The 24,830-nt window shown below is 43.2% G+C and carries 24 protein-coding genes and 1 tRNA gene; 17 read left to right on the top strand and 8 right to left on the bottom strand.

Features of this window, described 5'->3' with window-relative positions:
• Positions 1–113 precede the first annotated feature (113 nt).
• On the top strand, positions 114–911 hold the full coding sequence (locus ACH30E_RS02565) for a helix-turn-helix domain-containing protein (protein WP_490823542.1): 798 nt from the start codon (positions 114–116) through the stop codon (positions 909–911).
• 171 nt (positions 912–1,082) lie between these two features.
• A complete protein-coding gene (locus ACH30E_RS02560; protein ID WP_490823541.1) occupies positions 1,083–1,727 on the top strand; it encodes a cupin domain-containing protein in 645 nt (214 codons plus the stop codon).
• A 726-nt stretch (positions 1,728–2,453) separates the two neighbouring features.
• Here ACH30E_RS02560 and ACH30E_RS02555 read toward each other — a convergent pair.
• From ACH30E_RS02555 to ACH30E_RS02540, 4 genes are all read right to left on the bottom strand, one after another.
• Positions 2,454–3,104: a response regulator transcription factor gene (locus ACH30E_RS02555; protein ID WP_490823540.1), complete on the bottom strand. Its 651-nt coding sequence runs from the start codon at positions 3,102–3,104 to the stop codon at positions 2,454–2,456.
• Complete coding sequence (locus tag ACH30E_RS02550) at positions 3,104–3,886, bottom strand: sensor histidine kinase (protein ID WP_490823539.1); 783 nt, start codon at positions 3,884–3,886, stop codon at positions 3,104–3,106. The genes ACH30E_RS02555 and ACH30E_RS02550 overlap by 1 nt, the downstream gene beginning before the upstream one ends.
• Entirely contained in the window at positions 3,865–4,515 is a 651-nt protein-coding gene (locus ACH30E_RS02545; RefSeq protein ID WP_490823538.1) for a hypothetical protein, read from the bottom strand. The genes ACH30E_RS02550 and ACH30E_RS02545 overlap by 22 nt, the downstream gene beginning before the upstream one ends.
• A gap of 84 nt (positions 4,516–4,599) precedes the next feature.
• On the bottom strand, positions 4,600–5,532 hold the full coding sequence (locus tag ACH30E_RS02540; protein ID WP_490823537.1) for a hypothetical protein: 933 nt from the start codon (positions 5,530–5,532) through the stop codon (positions 4,600–4,602).
• Between the two features lie 168 nt (positions 5,533–5,700).
• On the opposite strand from ACH30E_RS02540, the gene ACH30E_RS02535 reads away from it, so the two are divergent.
• The 3 genes from ACH30E_RS02535 (at position 5,701) to ACH30E_RS02525 (ending at position 10,256) form a co-directional block, all read left to right on the top strand.
• The gene (locus ACH30E_RS02535) at positions 5,701–6,999 is read left to right on the top strand and encodes a hypothetical protein (protein ID WP_490823536.1); all 1,299 of its coding nucleotides are present in this window, start codon (positions 5,701–5,703) and stop codon (positions 6,997–6,999) included.
• 3 nt (positions 7,000–7,002) lie between these two features.
• On the top strand, positions 7,003–8,331 hold the full coding sequence (locus ACH30E_RS02530) for a hypothetical protein (RefSeq protein WP_490823535.1): 1,329 nt from the start codon (positions 7,003–7,005) through the stop codon (positions 8,329–8,331).
• 683 nt (positions 8,332–9,014) lie between these two features.
• Complete coding sequence (locus ACH30E_RS02525) at positions 9,015–10,256, top strand: tyrosine-type recombinase/integrase (protein ID WP_490823534.1); 1,242 nt, start codon at positions 9,015–9,017, stop codon at positions 10,254–10,256.
• Between the two features lie 89 nt (positions 10,257–10,345).
• On the opposite strand, the gene ACH30E_RS02520 is transcribed toward ACH30E_RS02525, so the two are convergent.
• Together ACH30E_RS02520 and ACH30E_RS02515 are read right to left on the bottom strand one after the other, a co-directional pair.
• A complete protein-coding gene (locus tag ACH30E_RS02520; RefSeq protein ID WP_490823533.1) occupies positions 10,346–12,763 on the bottom strand; it encodes a TonB-dependent receptor in 2,418 nt (805 codons plus the stop codon).
• A 71-nt stretch (positions 12,764–12,834) separates the two neighbouring features.
• Positions 12,835–13,359, bottom strand: a complete 525-nt coding sequence (locus ACH30E_RS02515) for a phosphatase PAP2 family protein (RefSeq protein ID WP_490823532.1) — start codon at positions 13,357–13,359, stop codon at positions 12,835–12,837.
• 187 nt (positions 13,360–13,546) lie between these two features.
• On the opposite strand from ACH30E_RS02515, the gene ACH30E_RS02510 reads away from it, so the two are divergent.
• The 12 genes from ACH30E_RS02510 (at position 13,547) to ACH30E_RS02455 (ending at position 23,557) form a co-directional block, all read left to right on the top strand.
• Positions 13,547–14,224, top strand: a complete 678-nt coding sequence (locus ACH30E_RS02510; protein ID WP_490823531.1) for a response regulator transcription factor — start codon at positions 13,547–13,549, stop codon at positions 14,222–14,224.
• Positions 14,221–15,480: a sensor histidine kinase gene (locus tag ACH30E_RS02505; protein ID WP_490823530.1), complete on the top strand. Its 1,260-nt coding sequence runs from the start codon at positions 14,221–14,223 to the stop codon at positions 15,478–15,480. Before ACH30E_RS02510 ends, ACH30E_RS02505 begins: the two co-directional genes overlap by 4 nt.
• A 66-nt stretch (positions 15,481–15,546) precedes the next feature.
• Positions 15,547–15,969, top strand: coding sequence for a PepSY-like domain-containing protein (locus tag ACH30E_RS02500; RefSeq protein ID WP_490823529.1), 423 nt, complete (start codon positions 15,547–15,549; stop codon positions 15,967–15,969).
• 127 nt (positions 15,970–16,096) lie between these two features.
• On the top strand, positions 16,097–18,505 hold the full coding sequence (locus ACH30E_RS02495) for a TonB-dependent receptor (RefSeq protein WP_490823528.1): 2,409 nt from the start codon (positions 16,097–16,099) through the stop codon (positions 18,503–18,505).
• Positions 18,506–19,005: 500 nt separating this feature from the next.
• Complete coding sequence (locus ACH30E_RS02490; protein ID WP_490823527.1) at positions 19,006–19,335, top strand: helix-turn-helix domain-containing protein; 330 nt, start codon at positions 19,006–19,008, stop codon at positions 19,333–19,335.
• On the top strand, positions 19,332–20,225 hold the full coding sequence (locus tag ACH30E_RS02485; protein ID WP_490823526.1) for a DUF8464 domain-containing protein: 894 nt from the start codon (positions 19,332–19,334) through the stop codon (positions 20,223–20,225). Before ACH30E_RS02490 ends, ACH30E_RS02485 begins: the two co-directional genes overlap by 4 nt.
• An 89-nt stretch (positions 20,226–20,314) precedes the next feature.
• Entirely contained in the window at positions 20,315–20,671 is a 357-nt protein-coding gene (locus tag ACH30E_RS02480) for a plasmid mobilization protein (protein ID WP_490823525.1), read from the top strand.
• A complete protein-coding gene (locus tag ACH30E_RS02475; RefSeq protein WP_490823524.1) occupies positions 20,668–21,582 on the top strand; it encodes a relaxase/mobilization nuclease domain-containing protein in 915 nt (304 codons plus the stop codon). Before ACH30E_RS02480 ends, ACH30E_RS02475 begins: the two co-directional genes overlap by 4 nt.
• Positions 21,583–21,597: 15 nt before the next feature.
• The gene (locus tag ACH30E_RS02470; RefSeq protein ID WP_490823523.1) at positions 21,598–22,131 is read left to right on the top strand and encodes a hypothetical protein; all 534 of its coding nucleotides are present in this window, start codon (positions 21,598–21,600) and stop codon (positions 22,129–22,131) included.
• Positions 22,132–22,164: 33 nt separating this feature from the next.
• Positions 22,165–22,458: a DUF6922 domain-containing protein gene (locus ACH30E_RS02465; RefSeq protein ID WP_490823522.1), complete on the top strand. Its 294-nt coding sequence runs from the start codon at positions 22,165–22,167 to the stop codon at positions 22,456–22,458.
• The gene (locus tag ACH30E_RS02460; protein WP_490823521.1) at positions 22,433–23,176 is read left to right on the top strand and encodes a nucleotidyl transferase AbiEii/AbiGii toxin family protein; all 744 of its coding nucleotides are present in this window, start codon (positions 22,433–22,435) and stop codon (positions 23,174–23,176) included. Before ACH30E_RS02465 ends, ACH30E_RS02460 begins: the two co-directional genes overlap by 26 nt.
• A 33-nt stretch (positions 23,177–23,209) precedes the next feature.
• A complete protein-coding gene (locus ACH30E_RS02455) occupies positions 23,210–23,557 on the top strand; it encodes a DUF6922 domain-containing protein (protein WP_490823520.1) in 348 nt (115 codons plus the stop codon).
• A gap of 204 nt (positions 23,558–23,761) precedes the next feature.
• Here ACH30E_RS02455 and ACH30E_RS02450 read toward each other — a convergent pair.
• Both ACH30E_RS02450 and ACH30E_RS02445 read right to left on the bottom strand, forming a co-directional pair.
• A tRNA-Ile gene (locus ACH30E_RS02450) sits at positions 23,762–23,835 on the bottom strand.
• Between the two features lie 297 nt (positions 23,836–24,132).
• Entirely contained in the window at positions 24,133–24,714 is a 582-nt protein-coding gene (locus tag ACH30E_RS02445) for a PhnA domain-containing protein (protein ID WP_490823519.1), read from the bottom strand.
• Between the last annotated feature and the right edge of the window lie 116 nt (positions 24,715–24,830).

Genomic DNA, 24,830 nt, shown 5'->3' with positions numbered 1-24,830 from the left:
TAGATGAAAGATATGTCCACATAGCTGCACCATACCGCTTATGACCCTAAAATACCAATCAGCCTAAAGCATTCGATACATTGATCGGCTTTTATCAGTTTTGCAAACTGAAGATGAAGTCGAAAGTTTATATACCATCACGGTCTGCACTGAGTAGCTATATAACTACTATATGGGAAACCCAATCGCAGGGTATTTCTAAAGAAATGATTTTACCAAAAGGGATGGTAGAAATGGTCTTCAATTTATCGGACCCCATGATGGGTATTTTACCTCATCAATCGAAAGCCAGTAATGCCCCCAACTGTTTTGTTCAGGGCTTAAATACACACCTGGTAAATGTTCGTTATTCAGGCGAACAGCATTTGTTTGGTATTAACCTGGAAACCTATATGGTAAAACCTTTGCTGGGAATATTGCCATCTGAATGCAAGGATACTTTAATTGATCTCACTTTAATCAACCCGCTTTTTAATCAAGTCTGGCATCAATTAAAGGAAGCTGCCAGCTTTCAGGAAAGAGTGACTGTTATTGAACATGTTTTCCCTGATTTGGACCAGGTAAAATGTACCAGGACACACCATTTCTGTAACATCTTCTCCAATTCAATGATGGAAGTGCCAACTTCTGTTGATATGCTTACAAAACATATCTGCTATTCTTCGAGGCAGTTGAATAGAAAATCTCAAAGTTTATTTGGACTAACCACCGAAGAACTCCTGATCCACAAAAAATTCCGGACTGCAGTATCACTCATGCATGATGATGCCAAACCATTGACCAGTATTGCCTATGAAGCCGGATTTTATGACCAGGCACATTTCTGTCGTGTGTTTAAAAATTATACCGGTCTCACCGCTAAAGATTACCAGCTCCAAAAAAGCGACCTCCCCTTTCATATTTTTTCATGAGCTGACCAGAACCATGGACGATAGACCATAGACCATGGACCATGGACTATGGACTATGGACTCCTATAACAAACATGTCCGATACGTACAATTTGAGTGATCGTACTATGAACACCTTTGTACGAATAAATGACAACTACTATGTTCAAGAAAAAATTAAAAAAGACAGCTATGTATTTTCTCATTATGCTGGCAGCCTATCTCGCTATTGGCTACTTATTGCATCTGGTAATCTTTCCAGAGAAAAAACCCGAAATCAGTAATTATTTTAAACCGGGCGATGTTTTTTATTCTACCCAAGAAAAGGTTAGTCAAACCGTTGTTAAACAGGAGAATGGATATGTGTACTGTGCCTCCGAAATTCAACCTTATGCGCCCGGACCACCCGTACATATTCATACCACATTTGATGAAGTGTTTGAAGTAACCAATGGCGAATTGAGTATACTGGTAAATGGTGAAGTGAAAAAGATACGTCCGGGTCAGTCGTTACATATTCCCAAAGGCACACCCCATAAGCCTTTCAATGAAACGGCAGATACCATTCGCACCAAAGACCTGATTGCATTTCCGGAAGAGTTTGCTTTTTACCTTGTACAGGTGTATGGTTTGCTAGATCATGATCCCAAATTTGGTAAGTCGATTGGTACCATGTTTCAGATGACAATGCTAAACAGTGCAGGGTTCGATTCTTACCTGGATAAACCACCGGTAATTTTACAAAAGCTAACCGGGTTTCTGCTAACACCTGCCATCAGGCTATTTGGGTATAAGAGTTACCAGAAAGTGTATGATGTGAATGTGAGAAAGCAATAGAAGTAAAGCGTTTTGGAAAGTTTAGGAATTTTTCGAAATGGTTCGATGGTATGAAAAATGCCACTGAGTACACAGAAGGTCACTGAATATTCCTCGTATCAAAGTCGTGTTTTCTTCGGTAATCCTTCGGTACTTCCCGAAGCCTCTTCGGGGTTTCCCGAAGGATCTCCGAAGGATGTACGAAGGATCCCCGAAGAAAACTACCATTTTCCCGAAGCGCTACCGAAGAACGCCACCCTTTTGATCGTTTTTTAGGTTGAAGAATATGAATTTTATAACAACTATGATTTCATTTTCAATAGGTTAGCAGGGGTGGCGCCACCCTTGCCACCCTTTTGGTTTCATTTGCTGGTTTAGGTTTGCATTGATATAGGTATAGATACACACTCCTTTAGGATTGTCAAAAGTTATTGCTGACAGCATTATAAAGTAACTAGCGATGATGGATATAGCAAAACGAAAGCCGCAAAAAGCTGCTAATCACTTAACTGGCGTATTTAACTAAAAACTTGGCATGTAAACCACAGTTCAGGAAGCAAATGACAATGACTACAATTTCATTTTTTACCTGGGAATACAAGGCTAAGACAGTCACGCTGGAATACTTCAGTATCATTCTGTCTAAACATTACTGGTACCTGTATTCAACATTGAGCATCAGGCAAACACCGGCAGATAATGTTATAAGCAAATAAGCAGCGAGAGAAACAAGTTTTTACTACGCAATCAAAACGAGACCATTTTATTACGGATGGCGAAAAGAACGAGCCCGACCCTGCTTTTGATCTCGAGTTTTTCAAAAAGACTCTCCCGGTAGTTGTCAACCGTTCGCGATGCAACACCCATAATATCTGCAATCTCCTTATAAGTTAATTCCGACACGCATAAGCGTATGAACTCTTCTTCTCGTGACGTAAGATGAAAAGTTTCAATGGCGACACCTGTTGGCGATTGAAAGCTCCGCAGCATTTTACCCGATACGCGTTCGTTGAGATATACACCCCTGGCTTTAATTTCCGTAATAGCGCGGTAGAGCTCGGCCGGTTCCGATTCTTTGAGTACATAACCTCCAGCACCTGCTTTTAGCATATCAATAACAGCAGCGTCTTCATCAAACATGCTTAATGCAAGTATGTGTACCTGTGGGTACTCTGTTTTCACCCATTTGGTGGCATGGTAACCATCCATTACAGGCATATTGATATCCATCAAGATCACATCAATATCGGAATGTGCAGCGAGTGCTTGCTGCAGCTCCTTACCATTGGAAACGTCAAATTCAATATGGATATCCGGTAATTCAAGCAACAGATTGGCAATGCCGCGTCGAAACAATGCATGGTCATCAACCAGCGCAATATTTATTTTTTCAGTCATCAGGGATATGGAATTTCAAATGTTATTGTTGTGCCTTTCTGTAAAACCGATTGTATGTTCATCGAGCCATGCAACAGACTAATCCTTTGCTGCATATTCACCAGTCCGAGGCCACTCTGTTCCTGCATTGCTTTTTCAACATCAAATCCTAAACCATTGTCGCTAACCATGAGTCTGATATTTTCTTCTTCATAATCAAGTCTCACCTTGAACTGGTCGGCACCCGAATGTTTGAGTGCGTTGTTGATCGATTCTTGCAGAAGGCGGTATAGAAAAAGATCTTTGGTGGTATTGCTTTCATGAGATAAGGACCCGCATGAAAAATCCACTTTATAAAATCCGTTGCGTTGCAGCCAGGTTACTTCCTGCTCGATGGCTGATATCAGACCTTTCCGGATCAGGTGTTCACCATGGATCACTTTGGAGAGCTGGCGTAGCTCCTTGATCGATTTACCGATCAGTAACTGTATGTCATTTATCTTCTGGCGTGCTTTTTCTTTGTCGTCGAAGTTAACGGATGCGGCGGTTACATGCGTAAGACTTAACAATTGGCCGATATTATCATGAAGATCACCTGCCAGTGTTTTACGTGTCTGCTCCTGCACTTCTACTTCTGTTTTGATGAGCTCAAGTTTAAATTTTTCTTCTTTGATCAGCAGCTCTTCATTGTGCTGCAGGCGTTTTTTTTGGTATCTCCATAAGGAAAGAACGATCACAACCGTACTGGTTATGAATAGCAGCAGAACCGTGATAATTGCTATCAGTATTTCATTTTCCGGCATAGGTAAGCGTATGTAAAAGAATAATACATGATTGCATTGATACACATGGTAACAAGCAACATGGATTTTGAAAGCGACAAAGAAATTTTATTCAGCACATTCAGTATACCGAAGTAGGGAATCTGGCAAGAATAAAAAAGGATCATGCCGATTGCTATCCAGAACTCCGATCGGTTAGCCAGCCGCGTAGCATCAGTATGTGCCGATGAATGGTACACATACAGCAGCGAAAACAATACGGTGAAATAGGCGCCGATGGTAAGAGCGGTGCTGTTCCAGGCCTTGTAACCATATTCAAAAAATGTGGTGTATACCCAAAGAACAGGAAACAGACAGATAAAAAAAATAATCAATTTTTTTACCTGCCTGTTTTGGATCACCTGATAATAAAAAACGCCGTATAGCATAAACTCAAACAGCGCAAAATGGTTGTATAGAGCAGATCTGTATCCTTTTATATGCATCATTTTCAAAAAGAAATTGGCGGTTAACTCTACCAGCAGGGTAATTCCCAATAGGATAGAAAACATTTTAAGATGCTTCGGAAAATTATATACAAAGCTGCGCAGGCTGGCTATCCAGGCAAGTGCCACAGCAGACAAATAAAAATACAAGACCAGTGTAAACATCTTAAAGGGTATGTGCTTGTTTAAAATAACAAAAAATGTAATAGATCGGTCATTTTCTTATCTTTTAAACAAGCCATCTGCGTTTTACAGCGAATAACCATAATCGCAGTTTTCAGCCGGTGGACAAGGAACACCGGTATCATACTCACCCGAAAAAAATGGGGGTGCGATACCTGCGATCTTTTTTTTCTTCTTGTATGCGTTGAACATTTTCAAGAATAATTGCTGGCGGGCATCCTGTTGTAAAATGGCTGCATCCTTAACATGAAAAAGTAGGGTAAGCTTACCGCTAATAGCTAAGTCGCCTGTGGGCTTAGGATTCGCTACCCCCGTGAAAAAAGAAAGATCCTTATCATACACACCCCAGAAAAGATCGATCGTGTTAACAGGCGAATTGATTTGTTCGTGCTGGCAGATCATTTCATCGTGCCATTCCATTACATCACTGCTCCTGAACCAGAGGGATTGTGTTTCATCTTTTTTTGGGGTCAGTTCAGGAATGAATTTATTCCTGTAATGGTTAACCCATGCTTTTGCAGTTGTGTCGGTGATTTTCCTTAACCCGTTTTTCTGCAGCACATCGGGTATATAATAGACTTTCAGGTCTTCGTTGTAGACAATGCTCCCATTTGTTTTTTCCATCGTGGGCACAAATATGGGTATTAGTGTGTTTTCCCGACCAGTAACATAAGGTGCGTCTTTGGTGCCAATATTGTTTTTTGTAATGGCAGCGAAATAAATACGAACACCATTGCCCTTGTTGGCGATTTCTTTCAGCTTGGCGAAGAATTCTGAAAGATTCAAACCGATGATGCCTTCAGGATGCAGCGAACCCTGCAGGTTATTGAGTTTTTGATACTTTCCTCCATTTTTAAAATCGAGGATGCGCTGGTCGAAGCTGGATCTCTGGATCTCGAGCTGTAAACGCGCGGGAGAACAAATTTCAGCTTGGGCCTGAGCCTGTGCCATCCCGTAGCCACCCAGCAGGAAAAGTAACGCGATGCATTTGCGTGTCATAATATTTGGTTTTAGTTGGATACAATGTTGATACAAAAAGCCAACAATCCAATAAGGTAGTTTTCCCAAAGTACCCACGTAAAAATACGTGGTACTAAAACGTTGAATCACCCTTTCCTGCCGCTGCGGCTGTTTACATATTTGTTTTTTAAAACAAAACTACCGCTTATGAAAACGTTTATGGCTCTCTTTGTTCTATTGTCGCTTACCGCATCGCGGGTTGTGGCGCAGGATATTTTGATCTACCACGGACAAAACAGTGAAACATCTGTGTATGATCACCTGAAAAATCCTGTCCTCAATCTTACGTTAAAGAAAAAACAGGGTGATCATTTCAGGGTAAGGATCGTGAATCCCAATCCCCTATTCTATAAATATGAAATAAAATACGAGCAGCAGGCAGTGCAATCCGAAGAAGAATCGATCACCGCCTTGCTGTTGGCTTTTAACCAGCAACTCACCGACCGCTATATGGCTGCAGAAAAAGGGCAAGATGAGAATGAGGATACAGATTATATTAATTATAAAAGAGCGATTGAATCGATCGCCCGGGAAATCATCTCGGCAAAATCTATTGTGGAAGCTTCCGATGTTCCCGAACTACCACTTGATGCATTAAGCTATGCACGCACAGGCGGACTTCGCTACGCCATTGAACAGTTAACCAATCCTGCCAGGTCTGTTAAGCTTTCCACCTCTGCAACAAAATTCCATAGCCCCACATTAGCTGCCGACCTGGATGCATTGCTGGAAAAGGCTTCCAGCAACAGTATTGGCTCGCTTGCCAAAGAGGAATTGAAACTCTTAAACCAATCGCTGGTAAAAAAAGTAGAAGAGCTGAAAGTCGGTATGGCCGGCTCCAGAATTACCACGGTGATCAATTCCGACTTCGTAGTAACCGATAAAATAACAAAAGTGTTTCTGTTAATCACACCTATCGATGCGAACAATAAAAACCTGGTAAGGGATACCTACACGGAAAGCAACAAAATAGAAGTTGCCACCATCATTCCCTTATACGATCGTAAAACGCTCGAACTGGTACCCGTGGGTAATTTTCTTTTTGCGAATAATGTACTGGAGTATTACCTCGAGAATAAACTGGTTCAGTCGCGACAGGTAAACAAAGTTTCTTTTTCGCCGGGGGTGGTGCTTAATATCAATGCCGCAAGATTTGGTGAAGCAAAAGAAATGTCCGTAGGTTTTGGTGCAGGGTATAAATTTTCGAATGATTCAAAACTGTTACAGAACTTTTACCTGTCTACCCTTTTTAGTTATAAAGATTTTTTCAGGATCGGTATCGGTGTCGGCTTCTCCCAGTATCCTTCGCATCTAAAATCCGGCGCAGCCGTTAATCAGGCTTTGCCAGACAATATTGCGAACCTGAAGGATATGATCGATTACAAAGACAAACTCACGGGCTTTCTTTCCATTGCTTTTACAGGACTTAAACTTTCAAAAAAATAAAGTATGAAAAATAAATCATTGCATACGCTGATAATCTCTGTTCTGTTGCTTGCTTCCACATCTTTGCTTGCGCAGGGTAGCAAGTGGCCAAAAGAATTGACCGAGGCAGAACAAAAGGAACTGATCCGAAAACTGAATAGCCTTAAATTTCTTATTCCTCATGGAATAGCATCGAAATTATTTTCTACAGAATCACCCCTGCTTCCGAAACAGGGACTACCAGCTGTAAAAGATTCGGATGGCGATGGATTAACTGATGTACAGGAAACCTCCATCGGCACCAATCCGCTTGATCCCGATACCGACAAAGACGGTTTAAAAGACGGTTGGGAAACAGGTGTGCTGGATGGAATGGATCTGAAAAAAATGGGTGCTTCGCCCTTGCACAAAGATATTTTTGTGCATATGGATTATATGAAAAGAAGCACAGCCACTAATGGTTTGGGTCCTAACACAAATGTGTTATTCTCCATACAGCAGGCATTTGAGAATAGTCCTGTGCAGAATCCCGATGGGAAAAGCGGTATTAATATCCATCTTATTACCGGTAAGGAAATTCCTTATGACGATGACTTGCAACCCTTACAGATTGAATTTGCAGCTATCAAAAAAGCCAATTTCCCTTCGGTGCGGGCGCGTGTTTTTCATTACATGATCTGGGCAGATGCTTATGACTCGGGTACTTCAAGTGGTTATTCGTTCGGTATACCCAGTGCCGATTTTGTGGTTACACTAGGACGATGGAACGATGGCGCAGGTGGCATTGATGATGAAAAAATCGGCACTTTTATCCATGAGTTGGGGCATAATTTAGGTCTGCACCACGGTGGTACAGAAGATATTAATTACAAACCCAATCACCTTAGTGTTATGAATTATTTTTTCCAGGTGAGTGGAGTGATCCGCGAGCAGAACAGCGTGCGGCAATACATGCATACCTATCAGCCCTTCCGTCTTCCCGAATTGGATGAAAACCTGCTGCATGAAGAAAGAGGGATTAACGGTATGCCTTATACAAAAGATTATTATACGCATTATTTTACTCCTTACGGAGACCTTACAACCGTAAAGGCATGGGAGCGTGTTGACTGGAACCAAAATAATAAACAGGATAATACTGCTTATCGGCAGGACATCAATCTCGATAACAATATGGGTTTATTACGTCCCACACCCAATGAATGGATGATGTTGAACTTTCGTGGCGGATTGATCGGCTCTCCCGGTCCACTCGCTGGCGTACTTGAAAAAAGTGTGAGCCTGTTTAAATTGCTGCCCTTTAAAGAGCTTGACGAATCGCTCTCGCGCAGACTAAAACTTTTAAAAAAATAATCGGTAATTAGGTGGATATAAAAAAACCTCAATAAAATAAAAATCCTGACAACAATCAAACTGTCAGGATTTATTTCTGCTATTAGTCTTCTGCTTCCTGGGCCTCGTTGTTTACATAAGTTTCGGCAACCCGTATAAGCTATTCGTTTGCCTGCTTTTCTTGTTGAGTTTTTCCACAAGCAGATTTTAAATTGCTTCCAGTCTAAGCACACCAGCCTGTCTAGAAAGTTCGCCGTAGGTTGCGATCTCGTAGTGTTCCACTTTTATGCTGCAAGAATATTACCCACGTCGGGTATGGCCATGCATGCTTCCGTTTCTTCAAGGATGCACTGATCAGCCGAGCTTCTTTAAACTAAAAAAGCGAAGATTTTCATCTTCGCTTTGTGGGCCCACCTGGGCTTGAACCAGGGACCCCCTGATTATGAGAGCGATTTTTGCCCTTTTCTCAACTTTACCCAGCGTTACCTAAATTCAATGAAACCGTTTGCCAGTAGGGGTTTTAGCGAAATTTTAGCATCGCAGCGTTACCGGCTAAAAACCGGCTTAATGTACTTTTGTTTGCAAATTGTTTGCACACTTTTCGGCACTTTTCCCTTGGGGAGACCTCCAAATTCAGGCCATTTTGTTTGCAAATTTCAGCTATCTCTATTCAGAAAACCAGTGCCTAAAAATCAGGGGGTCCTATGATTACAGTTAAATTGTTCCATGATACCAGACGTGAAAAAGTGACCGGAACCTACCCGGTTAAAGTCCGCATAACCAGCGATCGCCGGTCAAAATATTACGAAACCGGCGTAAGCCTATCCGAAGCGGAGTTTAAGCGCATATTTATGACGCGCGTTCCGGCAGAGCTGCTGGAAAAGAAGGAAATGCTTGCAGAAGCCGAATCGAAAGCAGTGTATCTCGTGAAAGAGATCAAGCCGTTTAACTTTCCGGTTTTCGAGCGACGCTTTCTTCAAAAATCTTTCGATGGATCTTTTGTTGAAACCATCTTCAATGAAGTGATTGAGAGATTCAGACAACAAGATCGCATCGGCACTGCCGAAAGCTACAAAGTAGCGCTGCGAAAACTTTTAAAATTTAAGCCCAGGCTCCGGTTCGAGGATGTAGATGCCACCTTTCTCTATAAGTTTGAAGAATGGATGCTGGAACAGGAAAACTCGATAACTACTGTCGGTATTTATACGCGTGCTTTACGGGCAATTTTTAACGAAGCGATTGAGAGAAACCTGATTTCAAAAGAGTATTATCCTTTCACTAAGAGGCGCTACCAAGTGCCCATCGGTAAAAGCGTCAAGAAAGCCTTACCGCTGGCTGATATAGGGAGAATATATCATTACGAACCTAAGACACCACAGGAGGAGAAATCAAAAGCCTATTGGTTATTTAGCTATTTCGCTAACGGCATGAACATAGCAGATATTGCGCGGCTGAAGTACAAAGATATTTCCGGCGATTTTATTCACTTCGAACGGGCGAAAACGATCCGGTCGATGCGAGGCAATCCTAAAGTGATTAGTGCTGTTATGAATGATGATATTCGGTCAATTATTAAGAAGTGGGGCAACTGGAATAAAGCGAAGGACAACTATATATTTCCGGTATTAGATGCAGGATTAACTTCAGCGCAAGAGCGCGAGCGGATCAAAGATCTGATCTGGCGCATCAATAAAGGATTGAAAGCTATCGCAACAGAACTGAAATTTGACAAACCACTAACCACTTACACTGCACGCCACTCGTTTTCGACGGTCTTGAAGAGATCCGGTGCAAGTGTTGAATTTATTTCAGAATCGTTAGGCCATCGTTCAGTACAAACCACTGCACATTATTTAGACAGTTTTGAAGATGACATGAAGAAGAAATACAGTGCATCGTTGTTGGGCTTTATGGATACTGGTGCGGCAGCCTCTACTGCGAATTAAAGACAGTTTTTTCAAACGATATATGTTGAAAGTGAATGGCGAACAAAATCAGTTTCCCCAATTGATCTAAGATTTAATATACTTAACTCCTAAAATTTATAGCTGTACCCGATTCGTATTACCTGTGTTTCGAGATAATCTGTGCTCGTCAAAACGAAACCATTTCCAGTAAGTTGTTTATTAATTCGAAGTGTGTTAAAGAGATCGGTTGCATTAAGGAAAAGTTCGCCTTTACCTTTTTGAATTTGCTTTTTCGCACCTAAATCAATTGAAAACCTTGAGCCAATTCTGCCTTGCGGGATGATATCCGGTGCTAACCAAACGGATGTCAACTGGACATCTGTTTTGCCTGGCAGCTTGAAAAATAGGTTTGCCTTTATGTTACCGGACGTTATACTTTCCTCCGGCGCGGAATAAGTTGTGGGAACAGGGTATTTGTTCTGCACGGTAAATGCGTGTATCGTGTTACGGTAAACAGCAGCGCTGAAGTTTGCGGTTAATTTTCCGGAAAGTTGATGCTGGAGGAACGTTTCTATCCCGGTGGCCGCGCTTGTACCTGCATTCTGGAACACATTGTAGATGATCGTGCTTCCGGGAACGATGGTAGCGATACGGGTGATGGTTGCGGTAGTTGCCTTGTAGTAAAGCGAAGTAGCCAGGTTACTACGCTGCCAGCTTGTTTTGTAACCTAACTCGAAACTGTTTGTGAATTGCGGGCGAAGACCGGGGTTTCCTACTTTCAATAATTCCGGTTCATCGTATTTCGGAAAAATGCGGATGTCAAGTTCGCTCGGGCGGTCCACGCGTCGGTTGTAAAATGCTGTGAGCGTATTTTTAGGATTGAGTTTGTAACCGAAACGAACATTGGGAAAAGGTTGTGCGTAATCGTAGCCATCGCTTTTGTAAGTGTTGTGATTGGGGTTTACGTCGTAATCCACTTTCACGTATTCGAGACGAAGTCCTGCCTCTAGTTCCACTTTACTGTTTTCATACACGTAATTTCCATAGAGTGCGGGGATCGTTTCGCGGTAGGTTGCGGGGCCACCTGCGTTGGAATCGATCGGGCTATTAATACCAGGATAAAAATCCATGTTAGTCGGTATAGAACGGTAGCGGAATTTCAATCCCGTTTCCAGCCGTCCATGTTTTAAAGGGCGGATATAATCGACAGAGAGATCGGATACATGTTCATCAGATAATAATTTGAACGCATCCGTTCCGGTATAGCTGGGCATGATGTTGGTGAAAAAATACTTTTCATCCTCCCTGTGGAACGTGTAATTTAAACCAATGTTGAGTAACCTGCCGGGCTGAGGGAATTTGTGCTGGTAGGCAGCGGATGCAACCGCCGTATACTTCACTTCATCTTCTAGGAACTGCCAAAGGCGCAAGCGTTGGGTAAAATCTTTGTTGAAATAAGGAATGTCGCCGTTGTCAGCAATTTTCTCGCGGTTGAAATAGCCTGATATAGTAAGGCTGTTCTGTGCATCAGGTGTCCAGTCAATGCCGGTTTTTGCCGTACTGAATGTTGTTGTGCGGTTTCGTTTTACCTGCTGGTTGATCATTGTTCCATCGGTATAGATTCGCTGCGCAAATTCGTTGCGATTCAGGGTTTGCGTGTAGAGCCAATCGGCCTGCAGAAATGTATTCAGTTTGTTTTTTCGATAATTCAGTGAGAGCGATGGATTGAGCTTTGGTGTAGCGTGGTATTGTGGGCGGATAGTGGGCAAATTCGCCTTTCTTTCCCAGAGCGCACCCAGGCCACCGGTGAACCCAATCTTTCCGTTGAAACCTTCCTGCCTGCTTTTCTTGTAAATGATGTTGATGATACCCGCGTTGCCGTTGGCATCATACATCGCGGAAGGATTGTTGATGATCTCAATGCGCTCGATGGCGGAAGCGGGCAAATTATCCAGACCGGTTTGTGCGTTAAATCCGGTAAGTGCACTTTGTTTACCATCAATGAGAATCGCTACTTTATCGTTGCCGCGCAGTTGAACCTTACCGTCTTGCACCGTTACACCTGGCAGGTTCTGCATGGCTTGCAGTACGGAGCCGCCGGACTGGCTCAAGTTGTTTGAAAGCGTGAAAACTTTTTTATCCATCTTATCACTCACGCCATCTTTCGCCCGCGAAGAACTGACGGTTACACCTGCGAGGGCGGTTTCGTTTTCTTTGATTAGAATCGTACCTAAATCAAGAAATGGGCTGAGTGTACCGACGACCAAATCCTGTTGTGCTTTTTCATAACCCGTGTAAATGGTTTGCAGCATGTAAGTGCCCGGTTTTACATTGCTGAATGTAAACCTGCCCTGCTCACCGGTGATCGTTCCCGCTACAAAACTGCTGTCTGTTTTTGCGCGAAGTACGAGATTTACATACGCTATGGGCGCTTTGCTTTTTGCGTCATTCACGACACCAGAAACGGTTACCAGGGTTTGCGCCTGAGAAATATATGGAAGAAATAAAAGACAGAGAATGACCGCGGGATTGAACAGGCGTTTCATAACATTTCCGGTTTAATGGTTCCGGTGCAAGTACCATCCCGATCCTGTAGGAATTCTGTAGATATTAAAAGTTAGCGTTTACGGGGAGGCCAGATCTTGCGGGAGAGCCAAGCCGACAAGAGCGCGCTACCGGCTCCCACTGCTGCACCTGTGGCGACATCGCTTGGATAATGTGCGCCGAGGTAAAGACGCGAATAACCAACGCACGAGGCCCAGGTAAAAGCTGGTACTACTACCCACCATTTTTTGTAACGTAAACTCAACGACATGGCTGTGGCGAAAGCAAAGGAAGTATGTTGCGAAGGAAAGGACGGGCTGAAGTCCTGAGGTTCGAATGGATGGATCAAACCGGGGTAAGTCACGTAGGGTCTATCACGCTGAATGGTGTATTTGAGAGATTGGGTAATCGCAGCTGAAACAACAATAGCACTTGCAACGTACAGGGCGGTAATCTTTCCCTCCCTGTTTTTTGCGAATTCATTTACCGCATAAAGTCCTACCGGAAGACCGATAGTAACCGGGGCGACCGATGCGCTGAAACCCCGCCAGATACCGCTGGATGGGACGCTTGGATTGATCGCTTTTAAAACATCCATGTCTACGTTTTGCGCGAGGCAGTCAAGGGAACAAATGATTAGGAGACATAAGAAAAAAGTGCGTAACGGGGCAGTCATCATCATTGTGCAAATCAAGCTAGCGATCCTGTTGAAATTCTGAAATGAAGTGGCGGATTTCTACAGAATTACTACAGGATTATGCCGAACTTTGCTGAAAAGTCGTGATTTGAAGATTCTGGTCATAGAAGACGAAGAAACGCTGAATCTTTCGATGGTGGAATTCCTCACCTCGGCCGGTTACCGCTGCGAATCAGTGTTCAGCTATAAGGACGGTCTTGAAAAGATTGATTACCACAGCTATGACTGCATTGTGCTGGATATCATGCTGCCGGGTGGTTCGGGGCTGGAGATACTACGATACATTAAAGAAGATCGGAAGACGGACGGAGTGATCATTATTTCCGCTAAAGGCGCGCTCGAAGACAAGATCGAAGGGTTGCAATTGGGCGCAGATGATTATCTCATCAAACCGTTTCATTTATCGGAACTCAGCGTCCGCATCGCAGCCATCATCCGGCGCAAACAATTTAATGGCCAGTCGGTGGTGAACGCCGGCGAAATACAGATCGATACGATGAGTAAATCGGTGCGCGTGAACAACACACCCGTTGACCTTACACAGAAAGAGTTTCAGCTGCTTTTGTTTTTTGCGGTTAACCGTAACCGTGTGCTTTCCAAAAACGCGATCGCGCAGCACCTGTGGGGAGACGATATGGACTACCCCGATAACTACGATTTTATTTATTCGCATATCAAAAACCTACGCAAAAAAATTCTTGCAGCAGGAGGCACAGATCCTGTGCGTTCCGTTTACGGGGAAGGTTATAAAATGCAGTCGCCATGAAACTATTCACACGGTACAACCGCATGAATATTGCGGCCACTATGTTTACCTTCCTGGTGGGCGCTATCGGTTTTTATTTTGTGCTGGATCTGGTACTCACACGCCAGCTTGACCGAAGCCTTTTTGTAGAGGAGCAGGAGATTACTAAATATGTGACGGAACATGGTAAACTGCCGTACATCCCTGATACCAAACACCAGTGGATCACGATCGACAGTGCAAGGGAAATCATTCGACAACCCAAAGCTGAAAACGCCAACGCTTTCAATTCCGCCGAAGGTGAAGCGGAACCCATACGCAAACTTGTTTTTTCGATAGGGGCAGGCGGTAAAAATTACCAGATTACGGTCAACCAATCGAAGACCGAAAAAGAAGACCTGCTGCAACTGATCATTATAGTTACCACCGGCATGATAGCGCTGCTATTACTCTTGAACTATTTTATTAACAGGCGGCTGATCGGTTCGCTGTGGAAGCCTTTTTATGACACACTTGACAAGATCCGCCGCCATCAGGTTTCGGTGCAAGAGCCAATCCATGTCACAAAAACCGGAATCGATGAGATCGACTTGTTAAACGATGACCTGCATAAGATGACGCAGCGAATAAACGATGATTATGTTGTCTTAAAAACTTTCACAGAAAATGCTTCGCATGAAATGCAGACGCCGCTTGCGGTGATCCGATCCAAGACAGAAAACTTGTTGCAGTATGCAGAACAGAATAAGGATCTGATGCAGCAGGTGCTGGCCATCGAAGCCGCAGCAACCCGGTTATCCAAACTTCACCAATCGCTTCTCTTGCTTACCAAGTTGGAGAATCGGCAATTTACTATACAGGAACCGGTCAACCTGGATGCGGTTGTAAAAGAAAAACTGCAGGAAAAAGAAGAATTGTTTGCAGAGAACAAAATCGAGATGGTCGTGATCACCGAACCGGTGTTTCTCAACTTTCATTCCCACCTGGCAGAGATCCTTGTCAATAATTTGTTAAGCAATGCGATCCGCTACACACCTAAAGGCGGCGTGGTTGAGATCAGGCTCGGGCATGATCACCTGACGATCCGCAATTCAGCCAACGGCGGTACGCTCGATACCCATAGAGTGTTTCAGCGGTTTTACAAGGAACACGTTTCCGCCGATAACACGGGGCTCGGCCTTGCGATCGTAAAAGAAATCTGCGTGGTAGCGGGATTTACACCCTTGTATGCGTTCCAGGGAGGCAAACATTGCTTCAGCATCCGATTTTCTAAGTAAGGTTTTCAGTCTTCAGAATGTCTACAAAATGGAGCAGGAGATTTGGGTTTCAATAAAACAACTACCATGAAAAAGATCTTATTAGGGCTCGCGCTTTCGATCGTTGTGATCGCGGGCGTACTTGCCCAAAAAGGCGGCGCGCCTGATGCGGCCAAAGCCGCGTTTGCCAAAGCACACCCCTCTGCCAGCAAAGTGAAATGGGAAAAGGAAGACGGTAACTATGAAGTGTCGTTCACAGAAAACGGAACCGGGTATTCCGCCATCTATGATGCGAAAGGAACGAGGCAGGAACTGGAGCAGGAAATCAAAGTAAGCGAACTGCCGGCAGCGGTGACCGGGTACATGGCCTCACATTACAAAGGGTCAACCGTGAAAGGTGCAGCCAAAATCACCAAAGCGGATGGATCCCTGGTGTATGAGGCTGAACTGAAAGGCAAAGATGTTTTGTTTGATGCGAAAGGGAATTTCCTGAAGGAAGTAAAAGATTAAGTATAGCTGGTTTTAAAAAAAATCTAAAAGGTCCTGCCGCAAGCGGGGCCTTTTTTATCAAATTAATTAGCTTCAAATTGTCTACAGATTCGGGCAATAGTTTTGGCCCTCAAACATCAAAACTATCGTGAAAAAAACCTCTTTACTCAGCACTTTTATACTGCTTACTTTTTCTACACTTAGTGCTCAACAAAATACAGCAACTGTTTCGGGAACCGTTGCCGAATCTTCCTCCAAAGCAACGATCGAATTTGCAAATATCGAGCTGCTTCGTGCGAAGGACAGCAGTGTTGTAAAAGGAACGGTTACCGATGGAAAAGGTAAGTTTTCAATGGAACAGGTGTCTTACGGCAATTATTTGCTGCGTTACAGTTTTATCGGGTATGAAAAACGCTACACGCCAGTTATTGTAAACAAAGAAAAGATCAATCTTGGGCAGCTTCTCATTACGCCGGAAAACGCACCGATGCAGAATGTTACAGTCATTTCCACAAAACCGATGCTGAATACTTCCATCGACCGCAAATCTTATGATGTGACCAAAGATATCATGGCGCAGAGCGGAACGGCGAGCGATGTACTAAAAAACATTCCTTCAGTTGAAGTGGATATTGAAGGCAATGTGGCTTTGCGCGGTTCGGGTGATGTGATGATCCTGATCAATGGCCGCCCTTCGCCGCTGCTTGGTAAACTCAACAAAGCCGAAGTGCTGCAGCAGTTTCCTGCGAACACGATTGAGCGAATAGAAGTCATCACCAACCCTTCCGCGCGTTATCGACCAGATGGCACTTCGGGGATTATCAATATTGTGTTGAAGAAAAATGTAAAAGGCGGGTGGAATGGATCGCTCACTGCGAACGCCGGTAACCGCGAGCGATATAACGCATCGGCCACTTTTAATTACAAACCGGGTAAGCTGAACATTTTCGGTAATGCGGGTATTCGCAAAGACAACCGACTTCGAACCATCACCACCACGCGTGAATACGATGATGCAACCACGGGCGCACAAACGGGTTTTTATGATGAAAACGGAAGTGGGATCACAAAGCCGTTGACGAAACTCGCCACACTCGGGTTCACCTATGCGCCGGATAGTGTCAACAGTTTTGGCCTGTCGGGAAATTACCAGCAACGTGACCAGTTAAAAAATGAGATCAACACAAAAATCTTTTCAGATAAGGCGCATGTCTATACCAATTATTTTGACCGTTTGCGCACCGACCCTGAAACGGAAAAAGAAAAAGATGCAACGGCATTTTACGAACGCAAACTCCCCGGAGAAGACCATACTTTGCGGGCAGAGTTAACCGTATCATCCTCCAAAGAGCAGGAGAACAACGCGTACAGAAATGTTTACCATGCGCCGGGCAGCGGCAGCACGATGGACAACAGCCGCATCTTCCAGGGTGATGACCAGCAACAGTTCACGGTTGATTATACGCATACGATCTCAGAAAGTTCCAAACTGGAAGCAGGTTATTCGGGTTCGTTTAACCAGCAGGATTTTTCTTTTTTCTTTGAGAACTATGATCTGGGTTCTGCCAAATTTATTACCGACGCTGTAAAGACCAATCGCTTCCTGTTTCGACAATCGATACATGCGTTGTACGCTACTTATCAGAAGAACTACGAGAAGTTTGGGTATTCGATCGGGTTACGACTGGAAGATGCAAAGATCAACGGCTACCAGGTGACCAAAGACACATTGATCGAAAATCATTACCTCAAATTCTATCCTACACTTCACCTGGCTTATGAGCTGAATCAAAAAAGTCAGCTGCAGCTCAACTACAGCCGTAGGGTTCACCGCCCGGAAGGAGACGACATCAACCCGTTCCCGGAATACCAGGACCCCTATAATGTTCGTGCCGGTAATGCGAAACTGTTGCCGGAGATCATTCATTCTGTAGAGTTTGGTTTCAAGTGGCAGAACAAACAATACTCTTTTGTTCCGAGCCTTTACTACCGATATAAACAAAATGGTTTCACGCAAGTGACCGTTCCGTTAAATGACAGCGTGTTACTCACTACGCAGCAGAATCTTTCGAATGACCAGTCTGCAGGTCTTGAACTTATCTTCAGCGCGAAGGGAAAATTCTTTTCATCCAACCTAAGCACAAACTTTTTCTACAACCAGATCAACGCTGGCAACTTAGGGTATTTCGATAAAAAAACGATCTTGTCTTTCAGCACCAATTTCAACAGTACGATCACGCTTTCACCCGTAACCATGATACAGGTCAGTGCTAATTACCGATCGGCAAGGCTTACGCCACAAGGGAAAAACTTTCCTTCGTTTGTGCTGAACATGGGTGTCCGACAGGATTTTTTAAAGAAAAAAATGTCGGTGATCCTGGCAGTGTCGGATGTCCTGCAAACGCAGCAGCAACGCTCAATCCTGAACACAAAGACCTTACAGCAAAATACCGTTCGGCTTGCTGATAGACCGGTCATTTATTTAGGTGTGAGTTACCGTTTTGGAAAAGCGATTCGTAAAGGGGAGGAGAAAATGCAGTTTGATGCGGGGATGTAAAAATGATAGTCGTACCACATTTATCCAACCAAGATCATTAACGTTTTCCTGGCCGAAAATTCGAAATGACAATTGTTAAATATTAATTGAAAAATTAAGCGCTAGAAGTAGGCTTGTTCATATTTACTTTTCTCAACTTTCCGTCCCTTTACTTCTTTTTACCGTTCAACCACTGCCATGCAGCGCATTTTACCATACGAATGTTAAAGACATCAAATGTTACTTGCCTAAATTTCAGGCAAGTAACATTTTGTTTCCTAAAGCACTATAACTTTACATGTCGATCGATTGTGTGATAGGAAATGATGTGTAGAATGGAAATGACAAAACTAGAATGGCTTACTTCTCTTGCCGTGTCCGGCATTTATCTTCATTTATTTCGCTTTTCTATCTGTTATAATCGCTCTAAAAATGGAGCCGACTTGGAATTCCCGCGTACTTCTCCCTGTAATTTGACAATATACCAGCTAACCTTTTGTGAAACAGATAAATCGTGATGTATGCAGGAAACTCCTATGTTGTTCCCCTATGCTCCCTCAGAATTTTGGAAGCAGATTAAAGTTGTTGTGTCAGAAGTTGTAGATGCGAAAATTGCCACCTTGCAAATTGAACAACCTTCCAGCCAGGATATGCCGGAAAGGACATTGTTAAAAGCGGCGGAAGTCTGTGAAATCTTTCGTGTTTCGAAGCCGACGTTATACGCGTGGATCAGGCAGGATAAACTCAAAAGCTTCAAAATCCGATCCCGTCGCTATTTCTCGCGAGCGGAAATTGAAATGCTTATCCGGCAAACCCAACCAGGAATAGCCATTAAAACGAATTGCAAATGAATTGCCAGCAAGTCAATCAAATTGATCTGGTAGACATACTCGCATCCATTGGATATACGCCAGATAAAATCCGGGCCGGTGACTATTGGTTTAAATCACCATTCCGGTCTGAGAAAAATGCCTCCTTCAAAGTAAACCGTGTGCGCAATATTTGGTATGATCATGGTGAAGGTGTCGGCGGCAGTGTAGCGGATTTTGCTATGCGATATTACAAGTGTGATCTTTCGACAGCTTTAGAACAGATTTCATCAGGTCATACTACCGCCTTAAATAGCGACTTTGTACCACCGGTAAATTCCGATTCCAATAAGGCAAACAAATTAGTAGTAATTGATGCCATTTCGCCGATCCAATATCAACCCTTGCTTGACTACCTCAAATTCAGAAAGGTAGATCCAGGTGTTGCGTCAAGATTTTGCCGGGAAATTGTATATGAAAACGATTCAAACAAATTCCGTGCAATCGGGTTTAAAAATAATGCCGGTGGCTTTGAACTTCGTTCACAGCACTTCAAAGGAAGTAGCTCACCTAAATATGTCAGTTGGTTTAACAACCGGACGAACACGATTACCGTATTCGAGGGTTTCTTTGATTTTCTCACATGGCAAACCATGAATAAGTCGCGGGCGCAGGTACAGACAAATTTTCTAATCCTGAACTCCCTTTCTTTTTTCACCCGCAGCTTACTTCTTCAGGAAAAGCATGAACGTATCCATTTGTATTTGGATAATGACGATGCAGGCAGGAAATGCGCGCAAGAGATTGTCAAACGCAATCCCGGAAAAGTAATTGACGAAAGCCGGCAGTATAAAGATTTCAAAGACCTAAACGACTGGTTCATTGAAAAGAGCATCAATGTTGTAAAGCAATCGAATCGTTTGAGGCTATAAATTTTGTTGTAGCAAGCGGTGTTTTTGTTGCACAAAAACCTTTCCGCTTGCTTTTTCTCCCGTTGGTCGCAAAAGAAAAAAATATTGAGATGAGTGGTATCAGTTCGGAGAGCAAACGACAAGGCGGCAGGCCAAAACAGGCGATAAGGCGAGAGGCTGCCACAGGAGTCCGATTTACGAAGGCAGAATATTTCATCGTTAAAAGCAAAGCCGCTAAGTCAAATCACAAGCTTACAGAATACATCAGAGTGATGGCCGTTGAAGGTGTTGTGATTTGCAGGTTTAGCCCAGAGGAAAAGGAGATCATGAGGAAGTTAGCCGGTATGGCCAATAATCTGAATCAAATAACAAGGTTGGCCCACAAAGAAAGGTTAATAACAGCCGTATTTGAAATTGAGAAAATAAGATTGGATTTTGATCGGTTACTAGAACGATTCCGCAAATGATCAGTAAAGTTATTTCGCCGGGAAAATCATTCATCGGCTTGTGCCGATACCTGTATCAAAACAGAAGCGGTGCGGAGGTGATTTTAAGCTCAGGCGTGCGCGAATATGACCATTCAAAAATGGCCGCAGATTTTACCGTTCAGGCTTGTCAAAATCCGAAACTTAAATCGCCGGTGTTGCACATTATTTTGTCATGGCCACCCGGCGAAACAGTGTCCTCGGAATTTATGGCAACAATAGCGAAGGAATACATGGAGAATCTTCAAATACAAGATACACAGTTTGCCGTTGTCAGACATGACGACAGGAGCCATCAACATCTGCATTTAGTGATAAACCGGGTAAGCAATAATGGTAGGACAATCAAGGATAATTATATCGGGCTGCGAGGGAAAAAAGTTGCGCAACAACTCAGCGTAAAATATGGCTTACAGCAGGCAATTCAAAAAGACTTGGTTCGCACCAATCTGGATCGACTAAACGGTTATGATGCGATGCGCTACGAGCTATTTGAAATTATTCATAAGTCGTTGCCACACTGCAGGAATTTTGAGGAGTTCCAAAAGTTGCTTGACCAAAAGGGAATAACGGTTATTTATAAGTACAAAGGTCAGACAAAAGAAATCCAGGGAATAAGTTTTAGCAAGGGAGAATTCAAGTTCAAAGGAAGTGAGGTTGATCGGGCTTTTTCTTACCTGAAACTTCAGAAGCTGTTTGCAGCCAAAAAGCAGCAGCAGTCCGTTAAAACCGGTCGCCCGAATCGTGTCCAGATATTTAAAGAAGGACCGGAGCAACTACCGGCTGCTACTAAACTTCTTTATGAATTAATGAAGCCTGAGTTCACGCCAGATTGGGTGCCAAATGAACTTATGAAAAGAAAGAAGAAAAAGGGTAAATCATTGGGTCTATAATTCAAAATCGGGTATATGTCGGAATTACTATTACAAACTATTGTCGAGCGGCTTGATGCGCAGGATTTGTTGCTCCAAACTATGTCAAAGGATGCCGATAAGGCACAGATTGAATGGAGGAAAAAGATGGTCGATCTAAGTATTGAAATCTCTTCTCACCAACCGCCACAAATAGACTTAAAAGAAATCAAGCAACTAAGCCTTACAGTTGAATCGTTAAGCAATTCGATTTCTCAATCAAAACCAGTCAAATCTGAAACCAAATTTCTATACAGAAAGTCAACATGGTTGGTATCTACAGGGTTTGTAATTTTTGTATTAATGGCATGGGGTTGGGGTTATACATTTAGGTGTTTGACATTTTCAGAAATGGATGCGTCAAAATATCGGTATTTACAGAGAATTGACAATCCGGCGCTCGTCCGTTTTTGTCGGCAAGCGGACAGCTTGTTTTTCCTCAATTCGGGGCACCCTTCGGATACTCTACCGCCTTTTTTTGCGGGTGAAAAAAGAAAGGGTGGGGCTCGTTCCAATCCCAAAACTCACTGAGGTTCCGCCTTTAAAAAGTCGTACCTTTATATCATGAAAAGCAAGTCAATTTCAGCCAAAGATCTCGCACCATATGCCTTTTGGGATACGGATGCAAGCATGTTGGACTTGCAAACCGATAAGGATACGATTGTTTCCAGGATTTTTGAACGGGCCAAACTGGAAGATGTTTTGAATACAATTGCTTATTACGGTGTTGACGTGTGCGCATCCGTAATGACAGCAAACAGATATATTTCCCGGCAAGCTATGTTCCTGGCCCATCTACTGCTCTCGGTTCCGTTGAAAAAATTTGAAGCGTATGCTACACCGCGAAACCATTTCTGATGGTCTTTTTGAAACTCTGCAAACGTTAACCAAGGTTCCCGAGTTAAATGATTTTTATCTGGTTGGAGGAACTGCGCTAGCATTGCAGATTGGGCATCGTAAGTCCGACGATCTTGACTTTTTTTCCGAAAAATCTTTCGACACCCATAGCGTAAAACAGGCCTTAAATAATTTATCTGGTGAAGCCACGTTGCTGGCGGAAAAACCCACTGGCCTAAGCTATATTTATGACCCCCCAAATAAAGACGAACACTTTAAAATTGACATTTATAACTGGGGTGTAAAATTTATCAGGCCTGCTGTTGTAGTTGGAGATATTAAAATGGCCGGGTTAGAGGATATCGCAGCATTTAAACTGGATGCTATTAGCTCCCGAAAAGAATATAAGGATTATGTTGATCTGGCTAAACTACTGGAACACTTTTCATTTCGCGATCTGATGAACTTTCACAGGGAAAAATTCCCTTATGCTGATCCGCGTGTGATTTTGTCGGAGATCAGTAATACGGATGGCATCGAAAAATCGGTAAAGCCCAAGATGCTACACACACTGTCGCCGGTTGAAGGTGTGATGAAAGTGTATGAAGCAGTAAAAAGGTACAGTCATGATCTGGTTGAAAACCGGATAAATCAGAACACACAGAGAGAGGATCAAATTAAAAAACTATTGGAAAAGAAATCACGATCGCAATCAAAAAAGCAAGGCCCATCACTCTAGCAGTTATCCGGAAATTATCTGTAAAGCAAACCTGTGAAAGCTAATAGGACACGGTTAAAATGGAGGTGTTACTTCAAGAAGGTAAAACCGGTTCTGAAACCAAACTTACCTAAGAGACTTTTTTGGGAATTCAGATATGAGGATTTCGATTGGCAGAAAGGTGCAAGTATTGTTATCGAACGTGTTGCCGAAAGAGGGTCTGCTGAAGAATGGGAAGAAATGATCAAGTTCTACGGCTTCAAAAAATCAAAAACATCGCTTAAAAGAACCCGGTATTTAAATGACAGGGCCATTGCGAAAGTTTGTGACTATTTCAATCTCCGACCGGAAGATCTTAGATCGTATCGGCGAAAGCAAACTCTTGCCCGCCATTGGTATTAATAGGTACCAACCCAGTTTCCATAGCCGAAGACTCTATCAATATTATCGATTACCCCAATATAACTTACCTTAGATAAACCGATGTTTACCATCAATGTACATATAACCCCATCTTCACCCTCAAGCAGTTATGTTTGCAAATTGTTTGCACAAGCACAAAAAAAGGCTTCCATCAAAATCGATGAAAGCCTTACTGGTAAAGGGTGGGCCCACCAGGGCATGATCCTGGGACCCCCTGATTATGAGTCAGGTGCTCTAACCAGCTGAGCTATAGGCCCGAAAACAACATATTAAGTTGTCTTCAAAATTTGTTCCTAAAGCAAGCACTATCAGGTGCTCTTACTCCGCCTCAGGCGGAAACTATAGGCCCAGAGTACCCTTTTCAGGTTGCTCGTGGGCGGCAAAAATAGTGAATTGTCATTAATTTTTGAAAGCTATTCAAGGATAATGCTATTCTATGGCGTTTATTAGGAAAGGAGTGAGGGGTTAGGCGTTAGGGATTAGGGATTAGTTTTTTCAACCTAGTACCTAACCCCTCACCCCTCAGACCTCACACCTACTCAAATCCATAGACATTAACCTTGTTTTTTTACGTATTTAGTCAATATCACAATCATCTGGTTTTCAATCTTACCCTCAATCTGCTCTATATTATCCCTTACCAAACGGATATTCTTTACCACCGTTCCCTGGCGGGCCGTAAAACTGGTGCCTTTTACATCGAGGTTATTTACCAGTACCACCGTATCGCCTTCCTGTAAAAAATTGCCAAAAGCATCCGTATGTAATGCAGCTTCCCCATCCAGTTCATGATCGCCCAGCGCCTTGGCCCAGGCAAGGGTTTCTTCGTCGAGGTACAGCATATCCAATTGATCTACCGCCCAGCTTTCTTTACGTAACCTGTTCAACATGCGCCAGGCCATTACCTGTACCCCCGGCACTTCACTCCACATTGTTTCAGTTAGTTTCTTCCAATGGTTGTAATCCAATGGCTCTTTTTTTTCTGCCTGCGCCTCACATTTGGCACAGATCATCACGGTGTTTTCTGGATAAGCATGGTCTTGCGGCGGCACTTTATACATTTGAAGTTTTTCATTCGCCCCGCATAACTCACAGGCTTGTCCTGCTCTTTGCTGTAAAATTTCTTCCAGTTTCATTTTTAAGGATTAAGCCCACAAGGTAAAGAAACAGAAGAATAGAAGAACAGAGGAATATCGAATGTCCAATATCCAATGTCGAAGTGGTATGCTGCTGGTAGCTGTATATCACTTCG

The sequence above is a fragment of the Sediminibacterium sp. FW305-C-61 genome (genome assembly GCF_058231065.1).
This window is presented reverse-complemented; position numbering and strand designations above follow the sequence as displayed.

Coding starts and splice junctions, on each gene's coding strand:
- ACH30E_RS02565 (WP_490823542.1), top strand. CDS start 114: ATGAAGTCGAAAGTTTATATACCATCACGGTCTGCACTGAGTAGCTAT.
- ACH30E_RS02560 (WP_490823541.1), top strand. CDS start 1,083: ATGTATTTTCTCATTATGCTGGCAGCCTATCTCGCTATTGGCTACTTA.
- ACH30E_RS02555 (WP_490823540.1), bottom strand. CDS start 3,104: ATGACTGAAAAAATAAATATTGCGCTGGTTGATGACCATGCATTGTTT.
- ACH30E_RS02550 (WP_490823539.1), bottom strand. CDS start 3,886: ATGCCGGAAAATGAAATACTGATAGCAATTATCACGGTTCTGCTGCTA.
- ACH30E_RS02545 (WP_490823538.1), bottom strand. CDS start 4,515: ATGTTTACACTGGTCTTGTATTTTTATTTGTCTGCTGTGGCACTTGCC.
- ACH30E_RS02540 (WP_490823537.1), bottom strand. CDS start 5,532: ATGACACGCAAATGCATCGCGTTACTTTTCCTGCTGGGTGGCTACGGG.
- ACH30E_RS02535 (WP_490823536.1), top strand. CDS start 5,701: ATGAAAACGTTTATGGCTCTCTTTGTTCTATTGTCGCTTACCGCATCG.
- ACH30E_RS02530 (WP_490823535.1), top strand. CDS start 7,003: ATGAAAAATAAATCATTGCATACGCTGATAATCTCTGTTCTGTTGCTT.
- ACH30E_RS02525 (WP_490823534.1), top strand. CDS start 9,015: ATGATTACAGTTAAATTGTTCCATGATACCAGACGTGAAAAAGTGACC.
- ACH30E_RS02520 (WP_490823533.1), bottom strand. CDS start 12,763: ATGAAACGCCTGTTCAATCCCGCGGTCATTCTCTGTCTTTTATTTCTT.
- ACH30E_RS02515 (WP_490823532.1), bottom strand. CDS start 13,359: ATGGATGTTTTAAAAGCGATCAATCCAAGCGTCCCATCCAGCGGTATC.
- ACH30E_RS02505 (WP_490823530.1), top strand. CDS start 14,221: ATGAAACTATTCACACGGTACAACCGCATGAATATTGCGGCCACTATG.
- ACH30E_RS02500 (WP_490823529.1), top strand. CDS start 15,547: ATGAAAAAGATCTTATTAGGGCTCGCGCTTTCGATCGTTGTGATCGCG.
- ACH30E_RS02490 (WP_490823527.1), top strand. CDS start 19,006: ATGCAGGAAACTCCTATGTTGTTCCCCTATGCTCCCTCAGAATTTTGG.
- ACH30E_RS02485 (WP_490823526.1), top strand. CDS start 19,332: ATGAATTGCCAGCAAGTCAATCAAATTGATCTGGTAGACATACTCGCA.
- ACH30E_RS02480 (WP_490823525.1), top strand. CDS start 20,315: ATGAGTGGTATCAGTTCGGAGAGCAAACGACAAGGCGGCAGGCCAAAA.
- ACH30E_RS02475 (WP_490823524.1), top strand. CDS start 20,668: ATGATCAGTAAAGTTATTTCGCCGGGAAAATCATTCATCGGCTTGTGC.
- ACH30E_RS02470 (WP_490823523.1), top strand. CDS start 21,598: ATGTCGGAATTACTATTACAAACTATTGTCGAGCGGCTTGATGCGCAG.
- ACH30E_RS02465 (WP_490823522.1), top strand. CDS start 22,165: ATGAAAAGCAAGTCAATTTCAGCCAAAGATCTCGCACCATATGCCTTT.
- ACH30E_RS02460 (WP_490823521.1), top strand. CDS start 22,433: ATGCTACACCGCGAAACCATTTCTGATGGTCTTTTTGAAACTCTGCAA.
- ACH30E_RS02445 (WP_490823519.1), bottom strand. CDS start 24,714: ATGAAACTGGAAGAAATTTTACAGCAAAGAGCAGGACAAGCCTGTGAG.